This is a genomic window from Streptococcus sp. HMSC034B03, from assembly GCF_001838575.1.
GTDB lineage: Bacteria > Bacillota > Bacilli > Lactobacillales > Streptococcaceae > Streptococcus > Streptococcus anginosus.
Map to the genome: position 1 here is coordinate 59287 of NZ_KV837634.1, position 12318 is coordinate 71604.

A 12318-nucleotide genomic window follows, 5' to 3' on the forward strand; every position below is an offset into this window, starting at 1 on the left:
TTCTTTTAAGGATTTGCCCGTAAACTACGTAGATAAAGAACGACAAAGGAGAGCAATCTCATGGCTAAAAAAACATTTAAAGATAAATTTCAACGGATAGAAACCAAGTATGTCATCTCAAAGGAAACGTTGGCAGATTTGCTAAAGGAGTTTGAAGCGTATATGGTAGAAGATGAGCATGCCTATTCAACGATTGGCAACCTCTACTATGATACGCCGACCTATCAGATGATTCGGGAGTCTTTGGAGAAGCCTTATTTCAAGGAAAAAGTGCGTAATGGCAAAGGTAGCAATTCTGGTGGACGGTGATGATAGACAAAAGAGGCTGGGAGAAACCCAACCTCTTTCGTTTGACCTTTGCTTAATCGTCAAGGTGTGATAGTGTTTTAATCGCTAATCATTGTGATAGGATTAAAACTAAGAAAAATATATGAAATAATAAATCACGTATAATTGGCATATTTCTACAAATAAATAAAGAAATGAAAGGGGAACAAACAAACCAAATAACTTGAATAGTGATGATTCTTTTTTTCATGTTTAGCAACCTCACTTTTTCCTTTTTCAGCCTAAATGTATCACAAAACTAAGAAAAAATAAGTCTATTTTTGAAGGAAAATTTATGATATAATAAAATTGATAACGTTAAAAAACTAGAGCGAAACAACTCTAGTTTTTTTGCATACTCATCCGAAAATCTCTAGAATCTCTGTCAAATTATCAACAGTCCAATCTGGTGCTTCTGCTGGATTCGTTATGTGGTTCAAGTGGCTAAATCCCTGTCGGATCCAAATGGTTTGCATTCCAAGTTGTTTAGCCGGAAGAATATCATTGTCCAAACGGTCGCCAATCATCACAGCGTGTTCAGCCAAACAGTTCGCTTGTTGGAAAGCTAACTCAAAAATAGCGAAATCGGGTTTTGCCAAGCCAACATCGGCAGAGGAAATCACCAGATCAATCCAAGAATCAATACCAAATGTTCTCAATCTTACCAGTAGATTCGGTAATTGATTAGCAAGGATACCAATTGTAGTGTGAGTGAAGAGTTTTCAGCACATTCTTACAATCAGGATAAAGCACCTCTAAATCCGAATTCCAAGCTGGACATCTCAAGCCATAATATTTCAGAGCTTCTACATCGCCTTTTTTATTTTCCATAAAATAGTGGATCATAGTTTGATAAAATGCTGCATAAGAAATATTAGTATCAGCAAGAGCCTGTTTAATCCGCTCTTGATAGGCTTTTTCTTCATTTACCAAAGTTGAGCCAACATCAAAGAATAACCAATCAATCTGTTTCATGCTAAACCTCTAATAAAGATTGATGTCTCCGCTGACAGCTTGGATAGCAAGAGAATCTGTAGAAGTTGATACTTTATGACGGATTGTGTTGCCAACAATTTGGTGGCTTGGCTGGAGCTGCTCAGAAATAGAAATATCTCCATGTACCGTTTCAATATCATAGCTAAAATCATGGTGCAACAAATGAAGCGTAACATCTCCGCTTGTTGTTTGAATAGAGGTTTTACCAGCAATTTCTAAAGAATGCGTGTCGAGATCACCTGATACAAGAGTAATTTTACAATCTGTTAATTTGGCATGTGCCAGATGGATATCGCCACTAGTAAGGGTCACATCGGTTTGTTGTAATTGACAATGCCGCATGGACAGATCACCACTTGCAAGTTCAATCGTTCCTTTTTGTGTTTGAAGATGAGATACAGCTACATCACCAGAAGTTGCTTGAAGTGAGAATGATTGAAGAATCTTGCCATTCGGGATTTGAATGCAGATGGGATGATTATCAAAACCGTTTTTCATGACATTAATAATCCAGTCCAAACCACTATAATGCGTGTTGCCTTTTTCTGTAATGTGCCACTTCTCGTTTTGAACAGTAGAAATGATTTGATTGTTGCCTTTTCCATTATAGTATTTGATGTGGAAAAAATCATCAGGTGAAGGCTCAATCAGAATATCTTGCGTGGTGACATTAATATGCAATTCAGAGATTGTTGCATAGTCTTCAAAGATATAAGCATTGTCGGTATATGATTGGTGATTGTGTGCAGATGACTGGTGTTGAGGACGAGTTGACGTTTCTTCTGCTTGATTTGATGAAAGTGAGCGAATAATCTCTTCTGCTGCGTCTTTGGGATCTCCCAACTCCTCAATGACTTGTGCTTCATTTTCAGGTCCGGCTTCTTCAAAGTATTCCGTAAAATAATCCATTGCTTCTTTATAGTCTGCCTCAGGTAATGTTTTTAAGTATTTCTCTAATGCGGCTAAATAGTCAGTTTTTGTCATGGCGAATGCTCCCTTCTATGATACCGTTGACTGTCGCTGTATATAACTCCCACTCCCTTTTAAGGATGTTTAACTGCTTTCGTCCCTCTGGAGTAAGGGAGTAATACTTCCGTTTTCGACCTTGATATTCTTGTGAATAAGTCGTTAAATAACGATTTTTTTCTAACTTTTTCAAAAGAGGATATAAGGTTGATTCCTTGATGTTGGCAATCAATTTAATCGTTTGGCTAATCTCATAGCCATAGGAATCTTCACTTTCCAAAATCGCTAGAATGAGAAATTCAATCAGGGTAGAAGATGTTGGAAAATACATGAGCCACCTCCTATGTATAATATTTTTATATATAATTTTTCTATACATAGTATAGTGCTTTTCACTTTCAAAGTCAAGAAAATATATAAAATTTTTATATATTTTTAAAATGTAAGTCTAAAACTATTTTCTTTTCTAGTTTTTTGAGACAGCACATCTGTGATTTCCCTAGGTTTGTTGTAAATAAACCTTAATTCTAGCTTAATTCCTCAATTAAAGAATGTTTTGTATTGAAAAATAGCGTTAGAAAATGGTAAAATATATTAAGTCTTATCTAGAAGTAAGACAAAAGTGATGAATATGATGAAAAAACATAAAATAATTTTTAAATTTCTTGGACAGACGCTGCTTTATTTTGTGATATTTCTAGCGTTGCTTTATTTCTTTAATTATCTTGGTCAAGGCCAAGGTGGTTTTATCTATAATGAATTTTAGGAGCAGACTGTGACCAATTCAGTAATTAACGACATGATTGAAACGATTGAGTATTTTGCTCAGTCTCAACCAGATTTTCCAGTTTACAATGTTCTCGGAGAAGTTCATACTTATCATGATTTGAAAGTGGACTCGGATTCGCTCGCTGCAAAGATTGACAGCCTTGCGCTTCCTGAAAAGTCACCAGTGGTAGTGTTTGGTGGGCAAGAATACGACATGCTGGCAACCTTTGTAGCTTTGACGAAGTCAGGGCATGCTTATATTCCGATTGATAGTCATTCAGCTCTGGAGCGCGTGACAGCGATTGTGGAAGTGGCACAGCCTAGTCTCATCATTGCAATCAATGACTTTCCGCTGAAAGATGTGAACATACCAATTCTTGACTTGGCAGCAGTTCAAACTGCTTTTGCAGCCAAACATCCTTACGAAATTACACACCCTGTTAAAGGTGATGATAATTACTATATCATTTTCACTTCGGGAACGACTGGAAAGCCAAAGGGTGTGCAAATCTCGCACGATAATTTGCTCAGTTTTACCAACTGGATGATTACAGATAAGGAATTTGCGACTCCAATTCGTCCGCAAATGTTGGCGCAGCCACCTTATTCTTTTGACTTATCGGTTATGTATTGGGCGCCAACCTTAGCACTTGGAGGCACACTTTTTGCGGTTCCGTCTGCCATTACGCAAGATTTCAAGCAGTTATTTGAAACTATCTTGAATTTGCCGATTGCCATTTGGACATCAACACCGTCTTTTGCAGATATGGCGATGCTGTCTGAGGATTTCAATGCTGAAAAAATGCCAGGCATTACGCATTTCTACTTTGACGGAGAAGAATTGACGGTTAAAACGGCTCAAAAATTGCGTGACCGTTTTCCAAATGCACGTATTATCAATGCTTACGGTCCGACAGAAGCAACTGTGGCTCTATCTGCTGTTGCTATAACGGATGATATGCTGACAAATATGAAACGCTTGCCGATCGGCTATACCAAAGCGGATTCTCCAACTTTTGTGATTGATGAAGACGGAAACAAACTGCCGAATGGTGAGCAAGGAGAAATCATTATATCTGGACCAGCTGTATCAAAAGGCTATATGAACAATCCAGAGAAAACAGCCGAAGCATTTTTTGAGTTTGAAGGGTTACCAGCTTATCATACAGGTGATGTTGGTACTATGACAGATGAAGGTTTACTGCTTTATGGCGGTCGTATGGATTTCCAAATCAAGTTCAACGGTTTTCGTATTGAATTAGAAGATGTTTCCCAAAACCTGAACAAGTCTCAATATGTGGACTCAGCTGTGGCTGTACCGCGTTATAATAAAGATCATAAAGTACAAAACCTTCTAGCCTATGTCATCCTGAAGGACGGGGTTAAGGAACAATTTGAGCGTGAGATTGACATCACCAAAGCTATCAAAGAAGATTTGCAAGATATTATGATGTCTTATATGATGCCTTCCAAATTCCTTTATCGGGATTCCTTGCCATTGACACCAAATGGTAAGATTGATATTAAAGGTTTGATTAGCGAGGTCAACAACCGATGATGGATTTCATAAGACAGCTTCCTCACTTGGAACCGTACGGGGATCCGCAGTATTTTGTTTATATCATTTTAGCCGTTTTGCCAATCTTTGTTGGTTTATTCTTCAAAAAAAGATTTCCCATTTACGAAGCTCTGGTCAGCTTTGCTTTTATCATTTTTATGCTGACTGGACCAAAGTTAACGCAAATTTATGCGCTACTGTTTTACGTTATTTGGCAGATGATTTGGGTTTGGTCTTATAAAATTTATCGAAAAACGGGAGATAGCAAATGGATTTTCTATTTGCACATTGCTTTGTCTATCCTGCCGCTTTTCTTTGTAAAGGTAACGCCGGCTATTTATGGTCATCAATCATTATTGGGCTTTTTAGGAATTTCCTACTTAACTTTCCGTTCAGTAGGAATGATGATTGAGCTTCGAGATGGTGTGCTCAAAGACTTTAGTTTATGGGAATTTTTACGTTTCATGCTCTTTATGCCAACTTTTTCAAGTGGGCCGATTGATCGTTTTAAGCGGTTCAATCAAGATTATGAAAATATCCCTGAGCGTGATGAATTGTTGGATATGCTTGAGAAATCAGTGCATTATATCATGCTAGGTTTCCTATATAAGTTTATTTTAGCACATATCTTCGGCTCTATGATATTACCGCCTTTGAAGCAGTACGCATTACAAATGGGTGGTTGGTTTAATCTACCAACGCTAGGAGTAATGTATATCTTTGGACTGGATTTGTTCTTTGACTTTGCCGGCTATTCAATGTTTGCCCTTGCTATTTCCAATCTAATGGGAATTAAAAGTCCGATTAACTTTAATAAGCCTTTTATTTCGCATGATTTGAAAGAATTTTGGAATCGTTGGCATATGAGTTTATCATTTTGGTTCCGTGACTTTGTCTTTATGCGTCTGGTTACAGTACTTATCCGAAACAAAGTTTTTAAAAATCGGAATACCACTTCAAGTGTAGCTTATATCATCAATATGCTAGTCATGGGCTTTTGGCACGGAGTCACTTGGTATTATATTGCTTATGGACTCTTTCACGGTCTAGGACTCGTTATCAATGATGCTTGGGTGCGAAAGAAGAAGATCATCAATAAAGAGCGGAAAAAGAAGAATTTGCCACCATTCTCAGATAACACATGGACACAAGCAGTGGGGATGTTTATCACCTTTAATGTTGTAATGTTTTCATTCTTAATCTTCTCAGGATTTTTGAATGACTTATGGTTTAAAAAATAAAAAAGGAGTTCTCTAATGGACGTAAAAGCAGAAGTATTAGAAATTATTGATGATTTATTTATGGAAGATGTATCAGACATGATGGACGAAGATTTGTTTGATGCAGGAGTTCTGGACAGTATGGGAACGGTTGAATTGATTGTTGAATTGGAAAACCGTTTTGACATTCATGTTCCCGTCTCAGAATTTGGTCGTGATGATTGGAATACTGCTAATAAAATTATTGAAGGCGTAACGGAGCTGCGCAATGCTTAAACGATTGTGGCTCATTTTAGGCCCAGTTTTCTGCGCCCTTTTGATGGTGGTGGCTTTACTATTTTTCTACCCAACCAAGCAACAACATGATTACCAAGCTGAAAAGCGCTCAGCTGTTACTTTGACGGCGGGAAGTTTCAAGGGAAGAACGCAAAAAGTACGTGCTTTGACAGATAAGAAGCACCGCTTTGTTCCTTACTTTGGTTCAAGTGAATGGCTGCGCTTTGACAGCATGCATCCTGCGGTTTTGTCAGAAAAATATAAGCGTAATTATCGTCCGTATTTTTTAGGACAACGAGGAGCCGCATCTCTTACGCAATATTTTGGCATGCAGCAAATGCTTCCGCAGTTAAAAAATAAGCCAGCTATCTATGTTGTCTCTCCCCAATGGTTTACTAAAAAAGGCTACAGTCCAGCAGCATTTCAACAATATTTCAATAGTGATCAATTGACTAGTTTCTTGCGCCAGCAAGAAGGAGACATTGATGCTCAATATGCGGCGAAGCGCCTCCTGCAACTGTATCCTACGGTGGCTATGAAAGACAATGTAAAAAAAATAGCTAATCATCAGAAACTGTCAAACTTTGACAAACAGTACATCCGTCTTATCAGCCGTTTAAATAAACGTGAGGATGCCCTTTTCAGTTCTCTTTTTACCGAACGTAATGAGAATTATGAAAAATTGGTACAGCCTCAAATTAAGCGTTTGCCAGACAAATTTTCTTATCAGGATTTGGAAGAATTTGCGACAAAAGATGCTCAAAGAAACACGACTAATAATGATTTAGGAATTGATAATAAATTTTATAAGCATCGCTTGCGGAAACGTATTAAAAAGTTTAAAGGAAAGCAAGCAAAGTTTTCTTATACCAAATCTCCCGAGTATAACGATTTACAACTTGTTTTGAAGCAATTTGCCAAGTCAAAAACGAATCCAATCTTTGTTATTCCCCCTGTCAATGCAAAATGGATGGCCTATACTGGTTTGAGTCAAGAAAAGTATCAACAAGCGGTGAAGAAAATTCGTTATCAGTTGGAAAGTCAAGGTTTTACCAATATCGCGGACTTTTCAAACGATGGTGGGAAGCCCTACTTTATGCAAGACACCATTCACATGGGCTGGCTTGGCTGGCTGGCGTTTGATAAGGCCGTCAATCCCTTTATTTCCAATCCTAAGCCTGCTCCGACTTACCAGATGAATGATCGATTCTTCAGCAAAGAATGGGCAAATTATGACGGAGCAATTGAGAATTTTAAATAAGAAAAAGAAAACACGAACACAAATTAACTAGTTGGTTGCTAGTTTGCTTGTCCGTGTTTTTTTATATGGGGAACTAGAGAATTTTATGAATCTGTCAGCTTTTCTATTGTATTTTGGCAAGATAGCTGTTAATCCAAGACGTATTGCTCAATTGCTTGAGCGACACCATGATTATTATTGGTGTGGGTAACGGCTGCAACCTGCTCTTTGACTGCTTTAGGAGCATTTCCCATAGCCACCCCTAATCCGGCCAATTTCAGCATGGGGAGGTCGTTGAAGTTATCACCAATTGCCATGACTTGCTGGAGAGAAATGTGATAAAAATGAGCAATCTCTTGAAGAGCATTTTCCTTAGAAACCTGTTTAGCTGTAACTTCTAGATAATTCTCTTTTGAAAGATAAAAGGCTGTTTTAGGAAAATTTGTGTTTTGCAGATAGTCGTGAAGATTTTGGATGGTGGCTGCTTCACCTATCAGAAGAAGTTTGTGAATAGAAGCACGATCTTCTACAACAGAGACTAGAGATTGAAGGATGGGATTTTCACCGGTAATATCTGCTTCCTCCTGAACCCATTTGTCAATCTGTTCAGCAAACCAATCCTTTCCTGAATAGAGATTGATAGCTACAGCTGGAAACTTCTCTTGGACGAACTCTAGCAGACAACGAACTTCTTTTTTATCCAAAGCGTGTTCCATTAAAACCTCATAATTCTGAGGATTTCCTTTGATGACAAGAGCGCCATTGTAGCAAGCCAATGGATTGTCAATGAGACCAAGCTGCTGTGCGATTGGCTCCATGCCAAGTGGTGAACGTGCAGATGCCAACACAAAAGGAATTCCTTTTTCTTGCAAAAGAGGAAGCTGTATTTTTAGCTGATAATCAACTTGGTGTTGGTCATTTAAAATAGTACCGTCAATATCGCTTATGACAAGGCGGATAGGTCGTTTGTTCATAAAATTTTGTCCTTATAAGCATGATATCATTGTGGGTTGATAACCAGAATGTTCATTTTTCTTCTTTGTTATTATTTTAACATAAAAAAGATTTTTTGAAAGCGGTTTAGCTATTTTCTATTAAGACAAATTTAAGCAAAACAAGGTATATTATAACTAATCCTAAAAAACTTTTTTCATCATAATCTCCTAAACAAAAAAGCAGTCTTTCTCGATTGCTTTTTTGTATGGAATTCATGTTATAATGAAATCATGTTATCAAAAGAATTTAAACACATCATGCAGACAGATACAGTCGCAACGGCTAAGTCCTTGTTAGGTATGCAATTGTGCTTAGACGGACAAGTGTTGGGACGAATTGTTGAGACAGAAGCCTATTTGGGAGCTAAAGATAGTGCTTGTCATAGTGCGCATGGTAAACGAACACCGAAAAACGAGTCTATGTATTTATCTGCTGGACACTGGTATGTCTATCAAATCTACGGGCATCAAATGCTGAATTTAGTCACAAGGGCTGAGAATGTCGCAGAAGCCATCTTGATTCGAGCCTTGGAATTACCAGACGGTACATTGCTTGCCAATGGCCCAGGAAAATTAACTAAATTTGCAGGGATTACCAAGGAATTTGATGGTCAAGGTTTGACCACTTCAAGATTGCAATTGGTAGAAAATGCTGTCCCGTTTCAAATTGGCTCGCGCTCTCGAATTGGCGTGACTTGCACAGATGAATGGCGAGCTGTGCCTCTAGGCTTTTATGTTATGGGCAATCGGCACGTTTCTAAAATTTCGAAGGTAGGTTTATTGCCAGATGCTAAGACATGGAAAATAGATAATTAAAAAAACAGAGTGGAGAAAAGAGCCCAACAACTGAAAAAGGTTCACTCTCCATTCTGTTTTTGATTTTTATAAAATTTTATCAGATTTTTCTACATAAAAGAGGGCAATAATCATAATGATTGTAAGAATGAGCAAGACACATACAGCAGGTAGCCAAGAATGGAAGAAATCGGCACTATAACCAAATAGAGCTGGTCCAAAAGCGGCTAGTAAATAACCACCTGTTTGTGCTAAGCCAGATAGCTGAGCAGTTTGTTCAGGGCTACTCGTTTTTGTTGAAAAAGTAACCATAAGATATGGGAAAAGAGCACTCACAGCTGACCCAATAAGGATATTGGCAATAAGCCAATAAAAGAAATCATTCGTTTGGATTAAGAGCATGCTAATACCAAGGACACCCGCAGCAGAGATAATTGCTAACATTATCATACGATGACGAGGAGACAGCCGTGTTGTCAAGCTAGGAATGGTCATTGAAAAAGGTAGGCTAATCAAGTTAAAGACAGAGGCTAGAACTCCAGCAGAAGCATTTGAAATGCCAGCTTGCGTTGCCATAGTTGGTAGCCAGGTTAGGCAAGTATAAAAAAGCAATGATTGCAAGCCACCAAAAATAATAATAGCCCAAACTTTTTTATTTTTCCAGATAGAGTTACCTTGTTGCTCTTTATTTTTGTTCACTAAGAAATGGTTATAAGATGTATTTGGTAGCCAAATCAAAAATGCTAAAAGACAAACCATTGTCAAAAAAAGAACAAGACCTTGCCATGAAGTTGCTTTTGTTATCGGCACTGCAATAGAAGAAGCAATAGCAGTCGATAACCCCATAGAGGTTACATACATTGTCGTTAAAAGCCCAATCCGATACGGTTGGTTGGCTTGAATGACGCTTGGCAGTAATACGTTAAGCACCGCAATGGAAGCTCCAATGAGAATGGTTCCTATATAAAGAAGTGGTAGATTAAAAATCCGAATCAAAGAGCCAATGGTAAGAAGGGCAAGGACAAGAGTAAAAAGCCGTTCAAGCCCAATTTTGCTCGCCAAACGCGCCGAAAATGAAGAGCAGAGAGCAAACATGATTAAGGGCAGACTGGTCAAAAGACCGAGGGAATTAACTGAAACATGAAGCCCGTTGGCAATGTCTGTTAAGACAGTTGGAAGCGTTGTAAAGGGCGTCCGCAAAGCGACACCCATCATGATAATTCCTGGTAATAAAAAGATAGAATGTTGTTTTTTCATAAATTCTCCTAGAAAGGTTCTTAAAAAATTATACCATAGAGATAGCCAAAATTATAGTCCTATATTAGTGCATTAGCTCAAGATAGTAGGCTGTAATAGTGGCTTCGTCGATTTTATTTCGTTGTCCCAACCACCAAGTAACTGTTTCAATAAAAGTTGTCGTGACATAGTTTTTTAAAAATGGCTCTGGTAAATCAGACTTTTGTGCCAATAACTTTTCGCGAATGAGAGGAAAAAGATAATGCTCTAGCTCTAATTTTAAACGATTGATAAAATAAATATTTTTAGATAATAATAAAGTGGCTATTTTATCTTGGTTTTTCCTGAAATGGTAAAAAATATGAGCTGTTGCGTCAAAAAGTTCGCTTGCTTGGTAGCGCTCAACAAATGTATGTTGGAACAAATCTTGGCACATTTCTTCAAGTAGTGCTTCTTTTGTCTCAAAATGAGCATAGAAAGTCGACCGACCGACATCTGCAAGGTCAATGATTTCTTGAACTGTGAGGGACTCATAGCTTTTTTGATTCAAAAGAGTGAGAAAAGCCTGATAAATGGCTGCGCGTGATTTTTTAACTCGTCTATCCATCGTTTCCGAACAAATCTCCTTAAATGTACACTATCAAACGAAGCATTAGATTTGTTTCTTGTTTCCTCCGTTAAAATAGTAGATAATATAATTGAACAAAGTGTTTTGTTTTGAATACATTATACAATAAATAAAATCAAATCTCAATGTGCGATTAGAAGGAGGCAATAATGAAATCAAGTAAAAATGTCTGGATTGCATTTCTGTTAAATTTTTCTTTTGCAATTATTGAATTTACCTTTGGTGTTCTTTTTAATTCTAGTGCTGTGCTAGCAGATGCGGTGCATGATACGGGTGATGCCTTAGCGATTGGCTTGTCGGCGTTTTTTGAAAAAATTTCCAATAGACGAGGTGATAGAAACTATACATTAGGCTATAAACGGTATAGTTTACTGGGAGCCATGTTGACCTCTACCATTTTGATAGTGGGCTCTATTCTTATTTTGGTTGAAAATGTTCCCAAGCTATTTGCGCCTGAACGGGTAAATTACGACGGTATGCTTATCTTGGGAATTTTTGCAATTGTAATCAACTTTGCAGCCAGCAGGGTGGTTAGTCATGGACATACGCACAACGAATCCATTCTGAGTCTGCATTTTCTAGAAGATATTTTAGGCTGGTTGGCTGTGATCTTTGTATCCTTTATTCTTCGTTTTACAAACTGGTATTTCCTTGACCCATTGCTTTCACTCATCATTTCAACCTTTATCTTGAGTAAAGCACTACCAAAGTTTTGGGAAAATGTTCAAATCTTTCTTGATCACGTACCGAGCGATGTAAATCTGAATGACCTTTATGCAGAAATTCAAACAATCGAGAATATCCAAACAGTCACTCAGCTAAATGTTTGGACAACCGATGGACTAGAAAAATTTGCGATGATTCATATTTGCATGAAACATCCCGAACAACAAGCAGAAACTCAGCAGCTCATTCGCCAACATCTCAAAATGTATGGAATTACAAAAGTAACCATTCAGACAGACGAAAGTTTAGATGAGCACGAAGAATGCTGTATTGGTGGAGAGAATGAGGAATGAGGAGAAAAAAATGGAGCATTCCGCTGTTAAGGAGTTGTTGAAAAGTGTTAAATCTGTTATTAACAAGTTTGAAAAAGAAGACAGCTGAAACCATTATTTCTTGAACATCGAAAAAAATAGCTCAGGTTGTCATAGAGATAAGAAACTGCTAAAATATGAGTAGGAAGAATTTAACGAACAGAACCCTTTTGTCAAAGGTTTCTACAAACATATGGGATTTGAAGCGTATAAAGGAATAGTACGTGATGAATAAGGGAATCCCTTGCAACATAGTCAAGTAAATGGACACACTTT

General features: G+C 37.7%; 12 protein-coding genes and 2 pseudogenes. 8 read left to right on the plus strand and 6 right to left on the minus strand.

The window, feature by feature from the left end; all coding sequences use genetic code 11:
* Positions 1-60: 60 nt before the first annotated feature.
* Positions 61-276: pseudogene (locus tag HMPREF2634_RS07745) on the plus strand (VTC domain-containing protein); the annotation flags it as partial.
* Positions 277-686: 410 nt separating this feature from the next.
* On the opposite strand, the pseudogene HMPREF2634_RS09795 reads toward HMPREF2634_RS07745, so the two are convergent.
* The 3 genes and pseudogenes from HMPREF2634_RS09795 to HMPREF2634_RS07765 form a co-directional block, all read right to left on the minus strand.
* Positions 687-1302: pseudogene (locus HMPREF2634_RS09795) on the minus strand (HAD family hydrolase).
* 9 nt (positions 1303-1311) lie between these two features.
* Positions 1312-2307, minus strand: a complete 996-nt coding sequence (locus HMPREF2634_RS07760; RefSeq protein WP_021002228.1) for a DUF4097 family beta strand repeat-containing protein — start codon at positions 2305-2307, stop codon at positions 1312-1314.
* On the minus strand, positions 2294-2620 hold the full coding sequence (locus tag HMPREF2634_RS07765; RefSeq protein ID WP_021002227.1) for a PadR family transcriptional regulator: 327 nt from the start codon (positions 2618-2620) through the stop codon (positions 2294-2296). Before HMPREF2634_RS07765 ends, HMPREF2634_RS07760 begins: the two co-directional genes overlap by 14 nt.
* A 303-nt stretch (positions 2621-2923) precedes the next feature.
* Between HMPREF2634_RS07765 and HMPREF2634_RS07770 the strand changes: the two genes are divergently transcribed.
* The 5 genes from HMPREF2634_RS07770 to dltD are packed head-to-tail and all read left to right on the plus strand — an operon-like array spanning position 2924 to position 7372.
* Entirely contained in the window at positions 2924-3055 is a 132-nt protein-coding gene (locus HMPREF2634_RS07770; RefSeq protein ID WP_021002226.1) for a teichoic acid D-Ala incorporation-associated protein DltX, read from the plus strand.
* A 33-nt stretch (positions 3056-3088) separates the two neighbouring features.
* The gene (gene dltA, locus HMPREF2634_RS07775; RefSeq protein ID WP_282187207.1) at positions 3089-4615 is read left to right on the plus strand and encodes a D-alanine--poly(phosphoribitol) ligase subunit DltA; all 1527 of its coding nucleotides are present in this window, start codon (positions 3089-3091) and stop codon (positions 4613-4615) included.
* Positions 4612-5856, plus strand: coding sequence for a D-alanyl-lipoteichoic acid biosynthesis protein DltB (dltB, locus tag HMPREF2634_RS07780; protein WP_021002224.1), 1245 nt, complete (start codon positions 4612-4614; stop codon positions 5854-5856). Before dltA ends, dltB begins: the two co-directional genes overlap by 4 nt.
* Positions 5857-5871: 15 nt before the next feature.
* Positions 5872-6111, plus strand: coding sequence for a D-alanine--poly(phosphoribitol) ligase subunit DltC (gene dltC / locus HMPREF2634_RS07785; RefSeq protein ID WP_003026725.1), 240 nt, complete (start codon positions 5872-5874; stop codon positions 6109-6111).
* Positions 6104-7372, plus strand: coding sequence for a D-alanyl-lipoteichoic acid biosynthesis protein DltD (gene dltD / locus HMPREF2634_RS07790; protein WP_003026724.1), 1269 nt, complete (start codon positions 6104-6106; stop codon positions 7370-7372). The genes dltC and dltD overlap by 8 nt, the downstream gene beginning before the upstream one ends.
* Before the next feature lie 128 nt (positions 7373-7500).
* Here the strand turns inward: dltD and HMPREF2634_RS07795 are convergent, their stop codons facing one another.
* Positions 7501-8325 carry a Cof-type HAD-IIB family hydrolase gene (locus HMPREF2634_RS07795; RefSeq protein ID WP_021002223.1) on the minus strand — a complete coding sequence of 275 codons (825 nt, stop codon included), beginning with the start codon at positions 8323-8325 and terminating at the stop codon, positions 7501-7503.
* Positions 8326-8577: 252 nt separating this feature from the next.
* Between HMPREF2634_RS07795 and HMPREF2634_RS07800 the strand changes: the two genes are divergently transcribed.
* A complete protein-coding gene (locus tag HMPREF2634_RS07800) occupies positions 8578-9162 on the plus strand; it encodes a DNA-3-methyladenine glycosylase (RefSeq protein WP_021002222.1) in 585 nt (194 codons plus the stop codon).
* Between the two features lie 66 nt (positions 9163-9228).
* Here the strand turns inward: HMPREF2634_RS07800 and HMPREF2634_RS07805 are convergent, their stop codons facing one another.
* Positions 9229-10398, minus strand: a complete 1170-nt coding sequence (locus tag HMPREF2634_RS07805; protein ID WP_021002221.1) for a CynX/NimT family MFS transporter — start codon at positions 10396-10398, stop codon at positions 9229-9231.
* Positions 10399-10462: 64 nt separating this feature from the next.
* Positions 10463-10984, minus strand: coding sequence for a TetR/AcrR family transcriptional regulator (locus tag HMPREF2634_RS07810; protein ID WP_021002220.1), 522 nt, complete (start codon positions 10982-10984; stop codon positions 10463-10465).
* Between the two features lie 170 nt (positions 10985-11154).
* Here HMPREF2634_RS07810 and HMPREF2634_RS07815 point away from each other — a divergent pair, with 170 nt between their 5' ends.
* Entirely contained in the window at positions 11155-12024 is an 870-nt protein-coding gene (locus tag HMPREF2634_RS07815; protein WP_021002219.1) for a cation diffusion facilitator family transporter, read from the plus strand.
* Positions 12025-12318: the final 294 nt, after the last annotated feature.

What these genes read in the sequence shown, in the direction of transcription:
- HMPREF2634_RS07760 (WP_021002228.1), bottom strand. Translation starts at nt 2,307, where the DNA reads ATGACAAAAACTGACTATTTAGCCGCATTAGAGAAATACTTAAAAACA.
- HMPREF2634_RS07765 (WP_021002227.1), bottom strand. Translation starts at nt 2,620, where the DNA reads ATGTATTTTCCAACATCTTCTACCCTGATTGAATTTCTCATTCTAGCG.
- HMPREF2634_RS07770 (WP_021002226.1), top strand. Translation starts at nt 2,924, where the DNA reads ATGAAAAAACATAAAATAATTTTTAAATTTCTTGGACAGACGCTGCTT.
- dltA (WP_282187207.1), top strand. Translation starts at nt 3,089, where the DNA reads ATGATTGAAACGATTGAGTATTTTGCTCAGTCTCAACCAGATTTTCCA.
- dltB (WP_021002224.1), top strand. Translation starts at nt 4,612, where the DNA reads ATGATGGATTTCATAAGACAGCTTCCTCACTTGGAACCGTACGGGGAT.
- dltC (WP_003026725.1), top strand. Translation starts at nt 5,872, where the DNA reads ATGGACGTAAAAGCAGAAGTATTAGAAATTATTGATGATTTATTTATG.
- dltD (WP_003026724.1), top strand. Translation starts at nt 6,104, where the DNA reads ATGCTTAAACGATTGTGGCTCATTTTAGGCCCAGTTTTCTGCGCCCTT.
- HMPREF2634_RS07795 (WP_021002223.1), bottom strand. Translation starts at nt 8,325, where the DNA reads ATGAACAAACGACCTATCCGCCTTGTCATAAGCGATATTGACGGTACT.
- HMPREF2634_RS07800 (WP_021002222.1), top strand. Translation starts at nt 8,578, where the DNA reads ATGTTATCAAAAGAATTTAAACACATCATGCAGACAGATACAGTCGCA.
- HMPREF2634_RS07805 (WP_021002221.1), bottom strand. Translation starts at nt 10,398, where the DNA reads ATGAAAAAACAACATTCTATCTTTTTATTACCAGGAATTATCATGATG.
- HMPREF2634_RS07810 (WP_021002220.1), bottom strand. Translation starts at nt 10,984, where the DNA reads ATGGATAGACGAGTTAAAAAATCACGCGCAGCCATTTATCAGGCTTTT.
- HMPREF2634_RS07815 (WP_021002219.1), top strand. Translation starts at nt 11,155, where the DNA reads ATGAAATCAAGTAAAAATGTCTGGATTGCATTTCTGTTAAATTTTTCT.